The sequence below is a fragment of the Streptomyces sp. NBC_01803 genome, from assembly GCF_035917415.1.
GTDB lineage: Bacteria > Actinomycetota > Actinomycetes > Streptomycetales > Streptomycetaceae > Streptomyces.
Map to the genome: position 1 here is coordinate 1,165,640 of NZ_CP109073.1, position 19,776 is coordinate 1,185,415.

The following is a 19,776-nucleotide window of genomic DNA, read 5'->3' on the forward strand; positions in this document are numbered from 1 at the left end:
CTCGCTTCGCTGAGAACGACCAACCGAGCTCATAATCACTCGGAATAAACCGACCAGACTGCACCCTCGGGCAGTAAGTTACTGCTCGGTTGCATAGCGGTCAAGATGCATGCCGACTTTTTATCACGCCGCGCCTACAAATTCTTCACGCTTTGACCGCCGGCTCAGCCCGTCTTGAACGCGCAGCTATGTGAGCTCCCCGTTCAGCGGCGCTCCGGCGACTCACGAAGGGCGTAGGATGCCTGACCTCAAAGTAACTGACCCCCGCCGCGGTTCGCGGCGGGGGTCAGTTACTTTTGGGCGGCTGCTAATTCAAGCTGATCCGAATCGATTAGGACTTCGGCGTCAGGTTGATCGACAGCGTGTTGTTCGGACCGGCCATGAAGGGGCTGATGAAGCCGGTGAGCGGACCACAGTCCTGGACGGCGGACAGGGCGTAGGTGCCCGCGATCTCGCCACCCTCCAGCGGGTCGAAGAACTCCCCGGTCGACTGCAGGTCGATCACGGAAGGCTCGACCGTCTTGCAGGTCTCGCCGCCACCGATCGGGATGCCGAAGAGGCTTATCGACGGGAGCAGGATGTTCATCGTCGAGCTGGAGGTCAGCACACCCTCCTGGAGCGTGCCGGTGGTGGGACCGACCTGCTCGAAGTCGATATCCGAGGTCGCGGGCAGGAAGCCCAGGATGCTGAAGCTGCCGGAAGTCGGGGCCAGGTTCAGCTCGCCCTCGTACTCGCCGGACTCCAGGTCGAACAGAGCATCCAGGTCACCGCTGATCGGCACATCGCCGTTAGCCGTACCGATGTGCGAGGTACCGGCCAGGTTGTAGCCGTACTCGATCAGGTCGCCGGGACCGCCATCGGGGTCCGTGGCGTCGGGGTCCGTGACATCCGGGTCCGTCACGTCAGGGTCCGTGACATCCGGGTCCGTGACATCGGGGTCCGTCACGTCAGGGTCCGTGACATCCGGGTCCGTGACATCGGGGTCCGTCACGTCAGGGTCCGTGACATCGGGGTCCGTCACGTCAGGGTCCGTGACATCCGGGTCCGTGACATCCGGGTCCGTCACGTCAGGGTCCGTGACATCCGGGTCCGTCACGTCAGGGTCCGTGACATCCGGGTCCGTGACATCCGGGTCCGTGACATCCGGGTCCGTGACATCCGGGTCCGTCACGTCAGGGTCCGTGACATCCGGGTCCGTCACGTCAGTGCTGCCGCCACCCTCGGGGACGACCTCGAACTCGGCCAGGACGTTGTCCTGTCCTTCCACCACGGTGCAGGCGGATTCGAAGGTCTTCAGGCCGGTCGGCGTGCCGTCGGCCTTCCGCGGGGTGAGGGTCAGCAGCAGGTCGCCGACCGTGATCTCGCCGTGGCCGGGCTCGCTGAAGCTGATCTCAGGAGCGCTGCCATTGGCGGTGATGTCGAACTCCGTGTAGGGCGGAGCCGGCGGGATGTTCTGCTTCGGGATCTCGATCGGCACCTCAAGAGGCAGATCGAAACCAGGGGCCGCGATGTTCGAGTAGGCGATAGCACTACCCTCGATCGTGGTGGAGGCCACCGTCTTCAGACCCTGATGAGTCTTGGCGTTCACCGTAGTGATCGCCTCGATCTCGATCGGCGGGGTCATCTCGTTGACCTCGATGGTGCCGGGAATATCCGTGCTGATGTCCACACTGATCGGCTGCGTACCGATCAGGGGGAACGGACACGTGTAGTTCAGCGTCAGGGACGCCGGGTCCGCGGATGCGGAGTTCCCGGCCAAGGCGATGAGCCCACCCCCAACAAGGGCGGAGGCGGCCAGAGCCGACACCGCCTTAATCCTTCGTGATTTCCTCGTCTGAGCTCCCATGAGCTACCTCTCGTGTAGCGAGAGAGAGACACCGAGTGATGCCGCTCGCTTCGCTGAGAACGGATCGCCTACTGAGCACGTAATCGCTCGGATAAACCGATCCGACCACGTTTCCGGGCCGTAAACTACTTCCCAGTATTTCGGCGGTCAAGGTGTGTCACAGCAATCTCCCCGAACCATCGTGAGCAGGCCCTTTTCTTGTGGTCGGGTGAGCAACGCCACACCCCGCTTCATCACAGGAGGCCAACGTGCCACGCCTGCATGCGATCCGGCATCCCGACTCGGAGGATTCGGCGCCGGGTGACAACTTTCGGAAACGTCTTACTCACTCGGATGACAAATCTCCGAGGAGGGGTCACAACCCTTGACCCCACTGGATACCGGTGAGTAGTTTACCGGTTCGAAACGAAAATGACCGAGTGGGATGCACCACATGAGGATATGCGGGGGAAACGGAATCACACTCGTGTCAATTCGGCGAAGATTGAAGGGCTCTAGATGGCAACTCATAAGAAATCGGGAAGGTCCAGGGTCACCGCGGCTCTGGCCGCGTCCACTGTCGCCGCCGGCGGGTTCATGGTCGTCGCCGGTATGGACACGGCCTCGGCGGAGCCGGTTTCTCTGACGCTGGAGTACACGTGTCCGTTCCCCCTGATCGGTACCCAGCCGATCAGCGTGGACATCAGCTCGGACATCCCCAGCAGCATCGCGGTCAACGAGATGACGCCGCCGATCGCGATCGAGGCGATCACCACGGTGAACGCCAAGACGCATCAGGGCCTGAAGACGGTGGCTTCCACCACCATCGAGGGCAGCGCCGTGGCTGAGGCGAACATCGCGGCTCCGGGCGGCATCGACCTGCCTCTTGAGGTGCCGATCGAGATCCCGAAGCAGGATATCCCGCCGGCGCCGCCGTACACGGAGTTCGACATCACCGCCTCCGGTGACGCGCCTGAGATCAGCTTCACGGAGCCCGGCCACGGCGAGATCACGGTCGGCAACCTGGCGCTGACCCTCACCCCGCGGAAGGCCGACGGCTCGCCGACCGGCCTGAAGACGTTCAATTCGGCCTGCACCGTGGTGGAAGGACAGGACAACGTCCTGGCCGAGTTCGAGGTCACCGACGGTTCCAGCACGGACCCCGACGTGACCGACCCGGACGTCACTGACCCCGATGTCACCGACCCGGACGTCACCGACCCGGACGTCACCGACCCCGATGTCACCGACCCCGATGTCACCGACCCGGACGTCACCGACCCCGATGTCACCGACCCCGATGTCACCGACCCGGACGTCACCGACCCGGACGTCACCGACCCCGATGTCACCGACCCCGATGTCACCGACCCGGACGTCACCGACCCCGACGTGACCGACCCCGATGTCACCGACCCGGACGTCACCGACCCCGACGTGACCGACCCCGATGTCACCGACCCGGACGCCACGGACCCTGACGGGACCACGACGGACGGGACCACGACGGACGGCGGCACCACGGACGGCGGCACCACGGACGGCGGCACCACCACCACCGGTGGCGTGTCAGGCACGCAGCTCGGCGGAAGCTCCGGCGGCAGCAGCCTCGGGGGCGGCGGCGGTCTCGCGCAGACCGGTTCGTCGGACAACACCCCGCTGATGATCATCGGCGCGGCGACGATGCTGGCGGGTGGCGCGGCCTTCCGCGTCCTGCCCCGGCTGATGGGCCGGCGCACCGCCGAGGCGTCCTGACCGACACCTCGCACAGCACCTGAGCAGGACGGCGGGCCCGGAGCGATTCAGCTCCGGGCCCGTCCGCGTGGTGCGGGCGTCGCCTCGGTTCCGGACCCCGGCCGGGCGGACGAGAAGACCTCCGCGCGGTGCTGACGGACGGATCCACCGCACGGAGGTCTTCGGCATGACACGGACGCGAGGAGCGCCGGCAGCGCTCGCGCGCGCTCCTAGGCGGGCTGCCGCTCCGGCGGCGCTGCCTCCGCCTGCGCGGTCTCCCGCTCGGCCCCCGCCCGCGGCGGCGGGATGCGGCGGAAGAGACCACGGACCCGGCCGTCGACGGCCAGCAGGAAGGCGGTCGGCAGGAAGACGATGTCGGCGGCGATCATCGCCATGGAGAAGAACGGCAGCGCCAGCAGGATCCCGATCGCGATGTGCTCACCGATGAGCGCGACGAGCAGCACGTTCTTCAGCCGGCGGTTGAGCAGGCTGAACGGGAAGGCGACCTGCACCATCACCGTGCCGTAGGTCATCAGGAGCACCATGAGGCTGTTGCTCGCCAGCCGTTCCGAAATCTCGGGCCAGGGCGAGAAGTAGTCCAGCCGCATCGAGTAGTAGACGGCGGTGCCCTCCTGCCAGAGGGAGCCCTGGATCTTGTACCAGCCGGCCGTGGCATAGATGAGGCAGACCTCGGCCATCAGAATCAGCAGGGCGGCGTTGTGGAGGAGGTTGGCCACCATGTCGGCGATGGCGCGCGGTTCGCTGACGCCACCGCGGCGGTTCAGGGCCCACCACAGGCCGTGCAGGGCCCACATGCCCCACAGCCCCAAGGTCCAGCCGCGGCCGTCGAGGTCGCCGGTGGCGGTGGCCGCGGCGAGGGCGGCGCCGGATATCAGCCACAGGGCGATGCCGACCCGGTCGATGTCCCTGGATCCGTCCTTCGCCGTCGCCTTCCCCTTCACCCGCGTCAGGCGGCGGGCGTCCAGCGACCAGACCTGTCCGCACCGGGTGAGCACCAGATAGATCGCCGCGAGCCGCAGGATGTTGTCGCCGCCGCCGATGAGGTGCTGGTTGCGCGCCTGGAACGACACGATCATCACCATGACGAGTACGGTGGCCGTCCGGGTCCGCCAGCCGACGAGCATGGCGACGCAGGAGGCTATGCCCAGCGCGTAGACGAACTCGAACCACAGGTCGGAGTCGTTCCACATCAGGACGGTGAAGGCGTGCGACATGGCCAGCGCCCGCTCCGCGAGGTCCAGGCCCCAGGGGCCGTCGGGACCGTAGAGCACATGGCGTTCGGGAATCTCGCGGAGCAGATAGAGCAGGAAGGTGAAGGAGACGCCGATCCTGACGACGGCGGTCTGATAGGGACCGAACGCCCGGCTGGCAGCCAGTTCCAGCCAGGGGCGCAGCAGTCGGCTGTCGCGGTCGGCGGCGGTGGCGCTCACGATGCCTCCTCGTCGGGCAGGTCGTCTCTCACGTCGTCGGGGAAGTCCGAGCGCCTGACGTGCCACCATTCCAGCTCCCGGTAGCGCTTGAGGCCGCTGACGGTCTCTCCGGTCCACGCCGGCGGCTGGATGGAGGTGGTGACGCCGCGGACCTGGATACGTTCGACATCGCGCAGGTCCACTTCGTCGGTGAGCCGGCGCAGCGCGATGCGGTGCAGATAGCTCTCCGCCAGCAGCCCGCTCTCCGACTGGGCGTTGCCCTCGTCGTCGTGGGTGTTGAGGTAGGAGGTCCAGATACGGCGGAGCTGGGTCTGCGGGGCCGTGCCCGGCAGGAGGCTGTGCTCGACGGCGTCCATGTCCTGCCCCGTCATGTCGACCCACACGGTCGTATCCAGGGTGCCGTCCTCCCGGCGGAACTCCGCGCGCACCTCCACATGCGTATTAGTGGTCGGTGGATTGGGCGCGAACAGCTGCCAGTTCCGGGAGAATTCCGGGGTCATGTAATCACGGATCGTCTCGCCGTACTCGTCCTTGACGGTGTTCGCCGGCGCGACGTAGAAAAAGGCATTTCCCAGATGCCAGACTCCCGCCAGCACGATTACCAGTGCGGCGATCGTAACGGCGGCACGGCCCGGCAGTGAGAGCGCGCCGAACCCGGGGGGCCCGGTGCGCGTGGATGCGTTAGGCGCTGCGGCCTCGGACGGTTCCATGCTATGCGGCTCTCCCATGTCCGTACGAAGTCCCGGCACCATACGCCCGGCCCACCTGCGGCAACTCCCCTGCTGCGGGACGCTTGGCCACGAGTGACAAGCGCCTCGAACGCACTGCTCATTCGCATGACAAAAAAAATCGGGTGTTGAAAGCTCCTTGACCCAGTCTGATACCGACGAGTAGTTTCCCGTTTTTGAAATCCCCCCCGCATGCACTTGGAGTGCCATGTCGCCCGATTCACACAATCACCATATTGTCATCGGCGTCAGTCCGTTCGGGAAACCTGATGCGCGGCTGACGGCCGCGGTGTGCCGGGCCGGCGGGCTGGGAATTCTTGATCTGGGTGCCGGTGACCGGCGGACGCTGGAAGCGCTCGCACGCATTCGCGAATGGGTGCGGGGGCCATTCGGTGTCCGGGTTTCAGCCGGCTGCGCCCTCGGGCCCGAGGAGCTGGACGGCGTGTCCGGGCTCACGGTGGTGCTGAGCGCGGGCGCCCCCTGGCGGCCACGTGACCTGCCGGAAGACTGGCGGGTGCTGGCCGAGGTGACGAGTGCGGAGGAGGCGGTGCGGGCTGTTTCGGCGGGGGCGCACGGGCTCATCGCGCGCGGCAGTGAGAGTGGGGGCAGGATCGGCTCCCTGAGCACGTTTGTGCTGCTGCAACGGCTTCTCGCCGACCCCGGGCTCGGCGTGCCGGTCTGGGCCGCCGGCGGGATCGGGCCGCGCACGGCCGCCGCGGCGGTGGCCGGCGGCGCGGCCGGCGTGGTGCTCGACACACAACTCTCACTTCTGGCGGAGTCGCAGCTCCCGGAGGACACGGCCGCGGCGATCCGCCGGATGGACGGCACCGAGACCATCGTCGTGGACGGCGTCCGGGTGCTGCGGCGCCGCGATGTCCAGGAGGGGCAGACGGAGCCGCTGCCGGTCGGCCAGGACGCCTGGCAGGCCCGCCGGTTCGCGGAGAGCTGGGGCAACGTGGCCCGCGCGGTCCGCGCGGTGCGGACGGCCGTCGAGGAGACGTTCACCGACGACGCCCCGGCGGCGGCGCTGCGCCCCGGCTCCCCGATGAGCCGCGCGCTGCGCACTGAGCTGCCGGTGGTGCAGGGCCCGATGACGCGCGTCAGCGACCAGCCGCGGTTCGCCGCCGAGGTGGCGCGCGAGGGCGGCCTGCCCATGCTGGCCCTCGCCTTGGCGACCGGCGAGCAGACCCGGGCGCTGCTGACCGAGACGCGGGCGGCGCTGGGCGAGCGGTCCTGGGGAGTGGGCCTGCTCGGCTTCGCGGACGAGGAGCTGCGGACGGCGCAGATCGCGGAGGTCCTGGAACGGCGGCCGACGCACGCGATCATCGCGGGCGGGCGCCCGGCTCAGGCCGCCGCGCTGGAGCAGGCCGGGATCAGGGCGTTCCTGCACGTGCCGACGCCGGGGCTGCTCAAGCAGTTCCTGGACGCCGGGGTGCGCCGGTTCGTCTTCGAGGGATCCGAGTGCGGCGGCCATGTCGGGCCGCTGAGCAGCTTCTCGCTGTGGGAGGCGCAGGTCGCCGTCATCGAGCGGTTCCTGGCGGAGGCGGCGGACGGCGACGGAACGGCCGCCACGCTGGAGCTGCTGTTCGCGGGCGGGATCCACGACGAACGCTCCTCCGCGATGATCGCCGCGCTCGCCGCGCCGTTGACGGCGCGGGGCGCGGCGATCGGCGTGCTGATGGGCACCGCCTACCTGTTCACCGAGCAGGCCGTGAGCTGCGGCGCGATCGGTGAGGTCTTCCAGCGGCAGGTGATCTCGGCCGAGGCCACGGACCTGCTGGAGACCGCTCCCGGGCACGCCACGCGCTGCGTGAGCAGCCCGTTCACCGAGGAGTTCACCACGGCCCGGGAGCGGCTGCGCGCCGAGGGCCTGCCGGACCGGGAGGCGTGGCAGGAGCTGGAGAAGCTGAACCTGGGCCGGCTGCGCATCGCCAGCAAGGGCATCGAGCGGGTGGGCGACGAGCTGCGGGCCACCGGCGAGGAGCGCCAGCTCGACGCGGGCATGTTCATGGCCGGCGAGGTGGCCGTGCTGCGGTCGCGGCTGACCTCCGTCGGGGAGCTGCACCGCTCGGTCGGCCCGGCCGCGGCGGACTTCCTGGCCGGCAGCGCGGCGCTGGTGCGCGAGCGGCTCGGCCTGACCGCGGCGCCCGAGCCCGAGCCGGCGCCCGAGCCGCTGGATGTCGCCATCGTCGGCATGGCCTGCATGTTCCCCGACGCCGCCGACCTCGGCGAGTTCTGGACGAACGTGCTCTCCGGCCACGACGCGGTCACCGAGGTGCCGGCCGAGCGCTGGGACCCGGAGGTGTACTACTCGGCGGAGCGCGCGGACGCCACCACGCCGTCGAAGTGGGGCGGGTTCCTGCCGCGCATCCCGTTCGACCCGCTGTCGTACGGCATCCCGCCCGCCACGCTGCGCAGCATCGAGCCGGTGCAGCTCCTCGCGCTGGAGGCCGCGCGCCGCACGCTGACCGACGCCGGGTACGACGACCGGCCGTTCGACCGCTCCCGCACCTCGGTGATCTTCGGCGCCGAGGCGGGCAGCGACCTGTCCCAGGCCGCCACGCTGCGCGCGGTCCTGCCGGCCTACCTCGACGGCATGCCGCCCGGCCTGTCCGAGCAGCTTCCGACGCTCACCGAGGACTCGTTCCCCGGCATGCTGTCCAACGTCATCGCGGGCCGCATCGCCAACCGTCTCGACCTCGGCGGGGCCAACTACACCGTGGACGCCGCCTGCGCCTCCTCGCTGGCGGCGCTGGACGCGGCCTGCAAGGAGCTGGCCGCCGGGTCGAGCGACCTCGTGCTGTGCGGCGGCGCCGACCTGCACAACAGCGTCAACGACTATCTGCTGTTCGCCTCCGTCGGCGCCCTGTCGCCCACCGGCCGGTCCCGGACCTTCGACGCGGACGCCGACGGCATCGCGCTGGGCGAGGGCATCGCCTGCGTGGCGCTGAAGCGGCTGGCCGACGCCGAGCGGGACGGGGACCGCGTCTACGCCGTCATCAAGGGCGTCGGCGCCTCCAGCGACGGCCGCGCGCGCGGCCTGACGGCCCCCCGGCCCGAGGGCCAGCGCGCGGCCCTGGAGCGCGCCTACCACAACGCGGGCGTCTCCCCCGCCGACGTCGGCCTCGTCGAGGCGCACGGCACCGGCACCGTGGTCGGCGACCGCACCGAGCTGTCCATCCTCACCGAGGTGTTCACCGAGTCCGGTGCCGCGCCGGCGAGCTGCGCGCTCGGCTCGGTGAAGTCCCAGATCGGGCACACCAAGTGCGCGGCCGGTCTGGCCGGGCTGATCAAGGCCGCGCTGGCCCTGCACACCGGCGCGCTCCCGCCCACCGGCAACCTGAACCGGCCCAACCCCGCCTGGAAGGCCGACGAGAGCCCCTTCGTCTTCCACACCTCCGCCCGTCCCTGGGCCACGCCCACCGCCGAACGGATCGCCGGCGTCAGCGCGTTCGGCTTCGGCGGGACCAACTTCCACGTGGTGCTCGGCGGCTACGACGCGCCGCCGCCATCGCACGGCCGGGAGGTGTGGCCCGCCGAGCTGTTCACCTTCCGGGGCGCGGACCACGCCGCCGCCGTGCGGGAGGCCGAGCGGCTGCTGACCTCCCTCGACGGCGGCGCCCGCCGGCAGCCGCTGCGCGAGCTGGCCCGGGCCGCCGCCCGCCGCTCCGACACCGCGCAGGGGCTGGTGCGCCTCGCGGTCGTCGCCGCCGACACCGACGAGCTGGCGACATCGCTGCGCAAGGCGCTGGCCGGGGGCCACGATCCGGCCGCCGGGGTCTTCCTCGCCGAGCCGGCCGCCGCCGGACCCGAGGGTCATGTGGCGTTTCTCTTCCCCGGCCAGGGCAGCCAGCGGCCCGGCATGCTGGCCGACCTGTTCCTCGCCTTCCCCGACCTCCAGCGCCACCTGCGGCACGGCGGCGCCGCCGCCTACGCCGACGCGCTGTTCCCGCCCGCCTCGTTCGACCCCGAGACGGCGGAGCGGCAGCGCGCCGCGGTCACGGACACCCGGGTGGCGCAGCCGGTGCTCGGCATGGCCGGGCTGGCCGCGTTCGACCTGCTGGCCCGCGCGGGCGTCCGGCCCGACATGGCGGCCGGGCACTCCTACGGCGAGCTGGTCGCGCTGTGCGCGGCGGGCGTCTTCTCGCCCGAGACGCTGGTCGGCCTGAGTGCCGAGCGGGCCGACTCGATCCTCGCCTCGGTGGGGAACGACCCGGGCACCATGGCCGCCGTCGCGGCACCGGCCGAGGACGTCGAACGTGTCCTGCGCGAGGCCGGGCTGGCCGACCGGGTGGTGACGGCCAACCGCAACGCGCCCCGGCAGACCGTGATCTCCGGCGGGACCGAGGCCGTGGGCGAGGCCGTCGAGCGGCTGCGCGAGACCGGACTGCGGCCCCAGCGGCTGCCGGTGGCCTGCGCGTTCCACAGCCCCCTGGTCGCCGCCGCGGGCGCCCGGTTCGCCGAGGCGCTGGCCGAACGGCAGCTGCGCGTCCCGGAGTTCCCGGTATGGGCCAACCGCACCGCCATCGTCTACCCGGCCGAGCCGGACGGCATCCGATCCGAGCTCGCCGCCCAACTGGGCGCGCCGGTGCGCTTCGTGGAGCAGATCGAGGCCATGTACGCGGCCGGCGCCAGGGTCTTCGTCGAGGCCGGACCCGGCTCGGTGCTGAGCGGCCTGGTGCGCAAGATCCTCGGCGACCGCCCGCACCTGACGGTGGCGACCGAGCCGCGTCCCGACGCCGGGCTGCGCGGCCTGCTGGAGGCCCTGGCCCGGCTGGCCGTCGCGGGCCTGCCGGTGCGCACCGGCTGGCTGTTCCAGGGCCGGGGCGACGCGGTGGCGGCCGAGCGAGCCGCGGCGGCCAAGCCGGCCGGCTGGACCGTGGACGGCCATCTGGTCCGCACGGCGGACGGCGAGGCGCTGGCCGGCGGGCTGCGCCCGGCGCGGCGGGTGGCCGCGGCGCCGGCGCCCGCCGCCCAGCCGAACCGGGACGCCCTGATCACCGAGTTCCTCACCACCAGCCGGGAGATGATCGCGGCCCAGCGCGACGTGCTGCTGTCGTACTTCGGTGGTGTGGTGCCCGCCCCGGCGGCGCCCCTGACGCTCCAGGCCGTGCCCTACGCCCAGCCGGCACAGGCGATCGCCGCCGCTCCGCCGGCCGTGCCCGCCGAGCCGGCCCCGGCCGCGGCCGAACCGGCCGCCGAGATGCCGCGCGACGTGCTCGGCACGGTGCTCGACGTCATCAGCGACCGCACCGGCTACCCGGTGGACATGCTGGAGCCGGGCCTCGATCTGGAGGCCGACCTCAGCATCGACTCGATCAAGCGCACCGAGATCGCCGGCGAACTCGCCGTGCGGCTGGGCGGCTCGGCCTCGTTCTCGCTGAGCGACGACGAGGTGGAGGAGCTCTCCGGGGCCAGGACCGCGGCCGCCATCGCCGACTGGCTGTCGGCGCGCGGCTCGGCGAAGACGCCCTCGCCGGAGGCCGGTGGAACGCTCCCGGCCGTCGGCGAGGGACACCACGGCGGCGCGGCGGACGACGCCGCGCTCGCGGGCGAGCCGCCCAAGCGGCTCGTGCAGCGCCGGGTGGCGCTGTCGGCCGGGGCGTCCGCCGCCCCCGACCTGGCCGGGCGCCGCTTCGCGCTGCTGGGCCGGGGCGCGGTCACCGAGGCGCTCGCGGCGGCGCTGGCCGCGCGCGGCGCCCGGCCGGAGACGCTGGACGCGGGACATCCGCTGGGCGAGCAGGACGGCCCGTTCGACGGGGTGTTCCTGCTCGGGCCGCTCACCGAGCCGGGCGGTGTGGCGCCGCCCGCCGTCTTCCCCGTGGTGAAGGCGGCGCTGCGGGACGGCCCGCGCTGGCTGGTGTGCGCGCGGCCCGCGGCCGAGGGGGCGGCCGGGTTCGACGGCCTGTTCCGCTCGGTGGCCAGGGAGTACCCGAAGACCGTCGCACGGGCGGTCGCGCTGGACGCGACCGTGCCCGCCGCGGCCCTCGCCGAGGCGCTGCTGGACGAGCTGGCGGCGCCCGACGGTTCCCCCGCCGTGCTGCGCGCCGGATCGGAGCGGCAGGGCTTCGAGCTGCTGGCGGGCGAGCTGGCGCGGGACGCCGACGCGGTGCCCGACGCGGCGGCGCTCGGCCTGGACGGTGAGTCCGTGGTGGTGCTGGCCGGCGGCGCGCGGGGCATCACCGCGCACATCGCCGTGGAGCTGGCGCGGACCGCCGGCTGCCGGCTGGAGCTGATGGGCCGCACCCCGCAGGCGACGGCCCCGGAGGCGGCCGACACCGCGCGGGCGGCCGACCGCACCGCGCTGCGCGGGGCGCTGGCCAGGCGCGGCGGGCTGGCGCCCGCCGAGATCGAGCGGGAGGCCGGGCTGATCCTGGCCCAGCGGGAGATCGACGCCACCCTCGCCGAGCTGAACGCCCTCGGCGGCCAGGCCCGTTACCACTCCGTGGACCTGCGGGACGCGGAGGCCGTCGCGCAGGTCGTCAAGGAGATCAGGACGCGCAACGGCCGCCTGGACGGCGTGGTCTGCGCCGCTGGGGTGATCGAGGACCGGCTGATCGCGCAGAAGACCGCCGAGTCCTTCGACCGTGTCTTCGCCACCAAGGTGGACGGCGCGCGGGCGTTGCTCGACGCGGTGGGCGAGCTGTCCCCCGCGCCCGGATTCGCCGTGCTGTTCGGCAGCATCGCCGCCGTCCTGGGCAACCGGGGCCAGTCCGACTACGCGGCGGCCAACGAGGCGCTGGAGGGACTCGCCGCCGCCTGGGCCGCGCGCACCGGGCAGCGGGCGCTGACCGTGCACTGGGGTCCGTGGGCGCCGTCGGCCGCGCACCCCGGGATGGTCAGCCCCGAGCTGGGCCGCGACTACACCCGGCGCGGCGTGGGGCTGATCGCCCCCGACGCCGGGGCGCGGGCCCTGCTGCGCGAGCTGGCGTGGGGCGATCCCGAGACTCCCGCGGTCGTCTACACGGCGGCCGAGGGGTGGGACAAGTGACCGCCGGGGACGACGGCCGGGACACCCGGATCGCGATCGTCGGCATGGCGGCGCTGCTGCCCGGCGCGCCCGACCTGGAGACGTACTGGCGCAACCTGATCTCCGGCACCGACGCCATCACCGAGGTGCCGGGCGGGCGCTGGGACCCGTCGTACTACCCGGACCCGGTGTACTGCCGCCGGGGCGGGTTCGTCGACGACCTGGCCGAGGTGGAGGTGACCCGGTTCGGGATCATGCCCACCTCGGTGGCCGGGACCGACCCCGACCAGCTCATCGCGCTGGCCGTGGCGGCCGACGCGATCGCCGACGCGGGCGGCGAGGACCGGCTGCCCGACCGGGACCGGGTGGGCGTGGTGCTGGGCCGCGGCGGCTACCTCAACGCCGGTCAGGTCCGGCTCGACCAGCGGCTGCGCACGGCCCATCAGCTCACCCGCACCCTCGGGGAGCTGCTGCCGGAGCTGGGCGCGGACCAGCTCGCCCGGGTGCGGGAGGCGTTCGCCGCCCGGCTCGGGCCGGAACGGCCGGAGGACGCGATCGGACTGGTGCCCAACCTCGCCGCGTCCCGGCTGGCCAACCGTCTCGATCTGCGCGGCCCGGCGTACACCATCGACGCGGCCTGCGCCTCGTCCCTGATCGCGGTGGACCAGGCGGTCGCCAAGCTGCTCTCGGGCTCCTGCGACGTGATGCTGGCGGGCGGTGTGCACCACTGTCACGACATCACGCTGTGGAGCGTGTTCTCACAGATGAAGGCGCTGTCGCCGAGCCAGCGCATCCGCCCGTTCCACTCCGGCGCGGACGGCATCCTGATCGGCGAGGGCACCGGCATCGTGGTGCTGAAGCGGCTGGCGGACGCGGAACGGGACGGCGACCGCGTGTACGCCGTCATCCGCGGCACCGGCGTGGCCGGGGACGGCCGGGCCGGCGGGCTGGTCAGCCCGGACCCGGGCGGCCAGACCCGGGCGGTCCGGCAGGCGTGGGCGGCGGCCGGGCTGGACCCGCGCGAGCCGGGCGTGCTCGGGCTGCTGGAGGCCCACGGCACGGGCACCCCGGCCGGGGACACGGCCGAGCTCACCACGCTGGCCGAGGTGTTCGGCCCGCCCGGGGCGCCCAGCGACGGCGAGGGCCCGGTGATCGGGTCGGTGAAGTCGATGATCGGGCACACCATGCCCGCGGCCGGCGCGGCCGGGCTGATCAAGGCGGCGCTGGCCGTGCACCGGGCGACGCTGCTGCCGACGCTGCACTGCGACGACCCGCACCCCACGCTGGCGCGGACCCGGTTCCGTCCGGTGGCCACGGCCCAGCCGTGGGAGGGCGAGCTGCGCCGGGCCGCCGTCAACGCCTTCGGCTTCGGCGGGATCAACGCGCACGTCGTCATCGAACAGGCCGCGCCCGACCCCGCGCCGCGCCGCTCGCGCGGTCGCGCGGTGCCGGGCGCCGTACGCGAGCCCGAGCGGGTGCTGCGGCTGGCCGCCGGGAGCCCGGCCGAGCTGGCGACGCTGCTGGACGCCGACGACGCAGACCTGCGCGCCCTGGCCGGCGCGGCCCCCGCGCCGGACGCCCCCGTCGGCGGCCGGCTCGGCATCGTGGAGCCCACCGCGAAGCGGCTGGCGCTGGCCCGCCGCGTGGTCGCCAAGGGCCGGGCCTGGCGGGGCCGCGACGACGTCTGGTTCAGCGCCACGCCGCTGCTGGCCGGGCCGGGCGCCGGACGGCTGGCGTTCGTCTTCCCCGGTCTGGAGGCGGAGTTCGAGCCGCGCGGGCTGGACGAGGTGGCGGAGCGGTTCGGCCTGCCCATGCCGGGCCGTACCGAGGCCGACGCCGGCGACACCGCCCGGCAGGGCCTGGGCGTGATCGGTATCGGCCGGCTGCTGGACGCCGCGCTGCGCCGGATGGGCGTGGTGCCGGACGCGGTGGCCGGGCACAGCGTCGGCGAGTGGACCGCGATGGTCGCCGGCGGACTGCACTCCCGCGAGCAGTCGGACGAGGTGCTGGCCGCGTTCGACCCGGACTCCTTCAACGTCCCGGGCGTGGTCTTCGCCGCGCTCGGCTGCTCGGCGGACAAGGTCACCGAGGCGATCGCGGGCCGCGACGACATCGTCCTCTCGCACGACAACTCGCCCCGCCAGTCGATGGTGTGCGGCCCGCGCGAGGCCGTCGAGGAGCTGGTGCGGTGGTTCCGCGAGCGGCGGGTGCTGGGCCGGGTGCTGCCGTTCATGTCCGGTTTCCACACGCCGATGCTCGCCCCCTACCTCGGGCCGCTCGCCGAAGGCGCCGAGCGGTTCGAGCTGCACGCCCCGACCGTGCCCGTCTGGTCCGCCACCATCGCGGCGCCGTTCCCGGACGAGCACGCGGAGGTGCGGCGGCTGTTCATCCGGCACCTGCTGGAGCCGGTCCGCTTCCGGCCCACCGTCCAGGCCATGTACGCGGCGGGCTTCCGCGCGTTCATCCAGGTCGGCACCGGCCAGGTCGGCTCGCTGATCGACGACACGCTGGACGGCCAGGACCATCTGACGGTCTCGGCCAACTCCCCGCACCGGGGCGGCCTGGCCCAGCTCCGCCGGGTGGCCACCGCGCTGTGGACGGAGGGCGCCGCCGTCGACGACACCGTGCTCACCCCGCCCCGGGCGAAGCGGGAGACCCCGGTCCGGCCCGCGACGCGCCTGACGCTGGGCGCGCCGCTGATCTCCCTGGAGCCCGGCGAGCGGGACGCGCTGGGCGCCGACCTGCGGGGCGCGGTGCGGGGGCCGTCGGCCGTCGCGGCGCCCGAGTTGGGCTCGCTGAACGGGCTGGCCGCGCGGTTCCCCGTGGCGGCCGAGCTGGGTGCCCTGCTCGCGGAGACGGCGACGGCGGCGGCGGCCGTGATCGCGGCCCGCGACCCGGCGGCGGCCGTGGCCGCTCCCCCGGCGCCGCCCGCCCAGGCGCCCGCACCGGCATCGCCGCCGGCCGCGCCGTTCACCATGCCGCTGGTGGTGTCCACCCGCACCATGCCGTATCTGCTGGACCACTGCTTCTTCCCGCAGCGGCCCGGCTGGCCGGACGACTCCGACCGGCGGCCGGTCGTGCCGGCCACCACGCTCATGCGGCACATGATGGACGCCGCCGAGCTGGCGGTCCCCGGCACGCGGGCCGTCGCCGTGTACGACGTCCGGTGCGAGCAGTGGGCCGACGCCATCCCCGAGGTGACGGTCGACGTGACCGCCACGCCCCGCGAGGACGGCCGGCTGGCGGTCGCCTTCGGGCCGTACGCGCGGGCGCAGGTCGAGCTGGCCCCCGACTACGCGCCCGACCGGCCCGCGCCCTGGCCGTTCGACCCGGCGGGCGAATGGCTCGGCGAGCACACCCCGGAGGAGATCTACGGCGACCGCTGGCTGTTCCACGGGCCGGCGTTCCAGGGCCTGACGTATCCGATCTCCCTCGGCGAGAAGCACGTGCGCGGCGTCATCGCCGCCCCGCCCGCGCCCGGCTCGCTGCTCGACAACGTCGGCCAGCTCATCGGCTACTGGCTCCTCACCACCCAGCCCGGCCGGAACATTCTCTTCCCCATCCAGATGGGCCGGGTGCGTTTCTTCGGCTCCGAGCCGCCGCCCGGCACGGCGGTCGAGTGCCACATCCGGGTCACCTCGGTCACCGAGACCGGCCTCGACATGGACGCGCAGCTCACCGTCGGCGGCCGGGTCTGGGCGGAGATCACCGACTGGAAGGACCGCCGTTTCGCCGGCCCCGACGCCCGCCGGACGGGCGGCTATCCCGAGCGCCGAGGGCTGTCCGTGGCGCGGCCGGGCGGCTGGTACATGATGCGCGAACAGGCGCCCGACCTGGCCTCGCGCGATCTGCTCATGCGCACCCAGCTCGGCCACGAGGAGCGCGAGGAGTACGCGCGGCGCCCGCCGCGTGGCCGCCGTCAGTGGCTGCTGGGCCGGATCGCCGCCAAGGACGCGGTGCGGAACTGGCTGTGGGAGCGCGGCGAGGGCGCCGTCTTCCCGGCCGAGATCCGGATCGCCAACGACGCGGCGGGCCGCCCGTACGCCACCGGCGCGCACGGCCGGAAGCTGCCCGCGCTGGACCTGTCGCTCGCCCACCGCGGCGATGTGGCGGTCGCCCTCGTCCGCCCCGCCTCCGGGACCGGCGTGGGGACCGACGTCGGAACCGGCGTGGGGACCGCCTCCGGGACTGGCGTCGGGATCGACGTCGAGGAGATCACCGCCGATGTCGAGCGGGCCGTGGCGGTCGCGCTCGGCGACGAGGAGCGCGCGCTGCTCGAAGCCGTCCGGGCCGCCGACGGGCGGTCGGCGGCGGAGTGGTTCACTCGGTTCTGGGCGGCCAAGGAGGCCGCCGCCAAGGCCGAGGGCACCGGATTCCGGGGGCGGCCACGTGACTTCGCCGTGGTGGCGGCCGACGCCGACGAGCTGACCGTCGCGGTCGGCCCGCGCCGTCACCGGGTGCGCTGCGCCCGCGTGGTGGATCCTGCGAACACCGACCCGAACAGTGCGGATCCCGTGACCACGGATCCGGCGAGCGGCGACGGGGCGAAAATCTACATCGTCGCGTGGACCGCGCCGAACAACGAGGAGACCAGCCAGTGAGCGTTGCACAGCCCGCCGAAGCCGCCCAGGACACCGTTCTGGCGACCGTGGCCGAGATGATCAGGGACATTCTGGGCGGGGAGGACCTGGCCGAGCTGGAGATCGACATGGACACCCGGTTCGGCGACGACCTGGAGCTGGAGAGCATCGACATGGTGTCGCTGTCCGAGAGCCTGGAGGCGCACTACGGCGACCGGGTCAACTTCGCCGCCTTCGTCGCCGAGATGGAGCTGGACGAGATCATCAGCCTGACCGTGGGCCGGCTCGTCGACTACGTGGTGGCCAGCCTCCGCGCCGTTGAGGAGAGCTGAGCCATGGCCAGGATGGAGGTGAACGGCGTCGGGCTGAACGTGCTGCGCCTGACGCCCAAGGGCGGGACCGACCCGGACGCCCGGCCGCCCGTCGTCGTGTGCGTGCACGGGGTGTTCATCGACAGCCTCGCCAGCTTCTACTTCACGCTGGGCCCGGCGCTGGCCGCCGGCGGCTGCGAGGCCGTCATGTTCGACCTGCGGGGACACGGCCGCAGCGAACGGCCGGAGAGCGGCTACCGGATCGAGGACTTCATCGCCGACCTCGACGCGCTGCTCGACCGGCTCGGCATCGACCAGCCGGTCCACCTCGTGGGCAACTCCTTCGGTGGCACGGTCGCCCTGGACTACGCCGCGCACCACCCGGAGCGTGTCGCCTCCGTGCTGGTGATCGAGTCCGGGCCGGCGACGCCGGACTGGGCGGAGTCGATGCGCGGCGCCCTGGTGCAGACGACGGAGAACCTGCCGGAGGACCAGGCGCTGGCCTGGTGGGTCCACATGTACGGCACCTACGCCTCCAACCGCAGCGGCAAGCAGCACGAGGCGCACATCGCCCGCCTGGGCATGTCCGCGGCGAAGCTGATGCGGTCCACCACCATCGTCGCCGACGTCCCCGCCAGCCGGCTGCTGACCGACGAGCAGTTGCGCTCGCTGGCCGCTCCGGTGCTGCTGGTCAACGGCAGCGACGGGCTGGTGAAGGAAAAGGCGGACTGGCTGCTGTCGCTGCTGCCCCGGGTGCGGGTCGCCGAGGTGCCGGGGCAGAAGCACTCGGTGCTGGTCGAGGCCCCGGAGGCGGTCGGCAAGCTGGTGCTGGAGTGGGTGCGGGAGAACGAGCGCGGCACGGACCCCGGGCATGAGGGGGACACCGCCGTGACCGCGCCGCCGGCGGGTGGAAGCGGCAGGGGCACTGCCCGATGAGCCGTTTCCTCTTCGTCGTGCCCCCCCTGGTCGGGCACATCAACCCGGCGGCGGCCGTCGCCGGCGAGCTGGCCGCCCGGGGGCACGAGGTGGCGTGGGCGGGACACCCCGGGCTGCTGGGCCGACTGCTCACCCGGCAGGACCCGGTGTTCCCGGTGGCCACCCCGGAGGAGAAGCCGCGCCCGGCCGGGCTGCGCGGGTTCGCGGCGCTGAAGCACCTGTGGGAGGAGTGGTTCGTTCCGCTGGCCGAGGCCATGGAGCCGGGCGTCGAGCAGGCGATGACGCGGTTCCACCCGGACCTGGCCGTGGTGGACCAGCAGACGGTGGCGGGCGCGCTGGTGGCCGAGCGGTCCGGGCTGCGGTTCGCCACCTCGGCGACCACCTCGGCCGAGCTGCTGGGCGCGGCCGGGACGCCCAAGGTGGACGAGTGGATCCGGGACCGGCTCGGCGAGCTGCGGCAGCGGATCGGGAGCACCAGGGCCGCGTACGATCCCCGCTTCTCACCGCTGCTCACCATCGCCTTCACCACCGTGGACCTGGTCGGGCCGTATCCGGACCCGGGCGGCCCGGTCGCGTTCGTCGGCCCGGCGCTGGCCGAGCGGCCCGCCGAGCCCGGCTTCCCCTGGGACTGGATCGACGCGGAGCCGGACCGGCCGGTGGTCCTGCTGACCATGGGCACGGTCAACTCGGAGGCGGGCGCCCGTTTCCTGTCCGAGTGCGTCGAGGCGGTGCGCGAGCGGGCCCGGCGGCTGCGGGCGGTGGTCGCGGACCCCGGCGGCGCCCTGGGCGAGGAGCCGTTCCGGGACCACGACGTGCTGATCGCGCGCTCCGTCCCGCAGCTGGCCCTGCTGGAGCGGACCGCCGCCGTCGTCTGCCACGCCGGCCACAACACGGTGGTCGAGGCCCTGTCGAACGGCGTCCCGCTGGTCGTGGCCCCGATCCGGGACGACCAGCCGGCCGTCGCGACCCAGGTCACCGAGGCGGGCGCCGGGGTGCGGGTCCGGTTCGCGCGGGCGGACCGGGAATCGATCGGCGCGGCGCTGGACACCGTGCTGGACAACCCCGTGTACGCGGCGGCGGCCCACCGGATCGGGGAGTCGTTCCGCGCGGCCGGCGGCGCCCCCGCCGCGGCGGCGCACCTGGAGAAGCTCGCGATCGACGCCTGAGAGACCGGCCCGTCCGTTCCACCGAACGGCAGCACCCCCGACGACTCCGAACGGGCCGCACGCGCGCCCAGAGGG

9 protein-coding genes are annotated in these 19,776 nt (G+C 73.0%); 6 read left to right on the forward strand and 3 right to left on the reverse strand.

The genetic code is table 11. The annotated features are described in order from the left end of the window. Positions 1–331: 331 nt before the first annotated feature. On the reverse strand, positions 332–1,807 hold the full coding sequence (locus tag OIE51_RS04755) for a DUF6801 domain-containing protein (RefSeq protein ID WP_326595750.1): 1,476 nt from the start codon (positions 1,805–1,807) through the stop codon (positions 332–334). 537 nt (positions 1,808–2,344) lie between these two features. Here OIE51_RS04755 and OIE51_RS04760 point away from each other — a divergent pair. After that, the gene (locus tag OIE51_RS04760; RefSeq protein ID WP_326595752.1) at positions 2,345–3,580 is read left to right on the forward strand and encodes a DUF6801 domain-containing protein; all 1,236 of its coding nucleotides are present in this window, start codon (positions 2,345–2,347) and stop codon (positions 3,578–3,580) included. A gap of 209 nt (positions 3,581–3,789) precedes the next feature. Here the strand turns inward: OIE51_RS04760 and OIE51_RS04765 are convergent, their stop codons facing one another. Together OIE51_RS04765 and OIE51_RS04770 are read right to left on the reverse strand one after the other, a co-directional pair. Beyond that, complete coding sequence (locus OIE51_RS04765) at positions 3,790–5,010, reverse strand: HTTM domain-containing protein (RefSeq protein WP_326595753.1); 1,221 nt, start codon at positions 5,008–5,010, stop codon at positions 3,790–3,792. Then, a complete protein-coding gene (locus tag OIE51_RS04770; RefSeq protein WP_326595755.1) occupies positions 5,007–5,720 on the reverse strand; it encodes a DUF5819 family protein in 714 nt (237 codons plus the stop codon). Before OIE51_RS04770 ends, OIE51_RS04765 begins: the two co-directional genes overlap by 4 nt. A 226-nt stretch (positions 5,721–5,946) precedes the next feature. On the opposite strand from OIE51_RS04770, the gene OIE51_RS04775 reads away from it, so the two are divergent. Genes OIE51_RS04775 through OIE51_RS04795 form a run of 5 tightly spaced genes read left to right on the forward strand, consistent with a single transcriptional unit; the run spans position 5,947 to position 19,701 of the window. Further along, complete coding sequence (locus OIE51_RS04775; RefSeq protein WP_326595757.1) at positions 5,947–12,729, forward strand: SDR family NAD(P)-dependent oxidoreductase; 6,783 nt, start codon at positions 5,947–5,949, stop codon at positions 12,727–12,729. Continuing rightward, entirely contained in the window at positions 12,726–17,309 is a 4,584-nt protein-coding gene (locus tag OIE51_RS04780) for a polyketide synthase (protein WP_326595759.1), read from the forward strand. The genes OIE51_RS04775 and OIE51_RS04780 overlap by 4 nt, the downstream gene beginning before the upstream one ends. Continuing rightward, positions 17,306–17,620: an acyl carrier protein gene (locus OIE51_RS04785; RefSeq protein ID WP_442811864.1), complete on the forward strand. Its 315-nt coding sequence runs from the start codon at positions 17,306–17,308 to the stop codon at positions 17,618–17,620. The genes OIE51_RS04780 and OIE51_RS04785 overlap by 4 nt, the downstream gene beginning before the upstream one ends. A gap of 3 nt (positions 17,621–17,623) precedes the next feature. After that, complete coding sequence (locus OIE51_RS04790; protein WP_326595760.1) at positions 17,624–18,535, forward strand: alpha/beta fold hydrolase; 912 nt, start codon at positions 17,624–17,626, stop codon at positions 18,533–18,535. Continuing rightward, a complete protein-coding gene (locus tag OIE51_RS04795; RefSeq protein ID WP_326595761.1) occupies positions 18,532–19,701 on the forward strand; it encodes a glycosyltransferase in 1,170 nt (389 codons plus the stop codon). Before OIE51_RS04790 ends, OIE51_RS04795 begins: the two co-directional genes overlap by 4 nt. Positions 19,702–19,776: the final 75 nt, after the last annotated feature.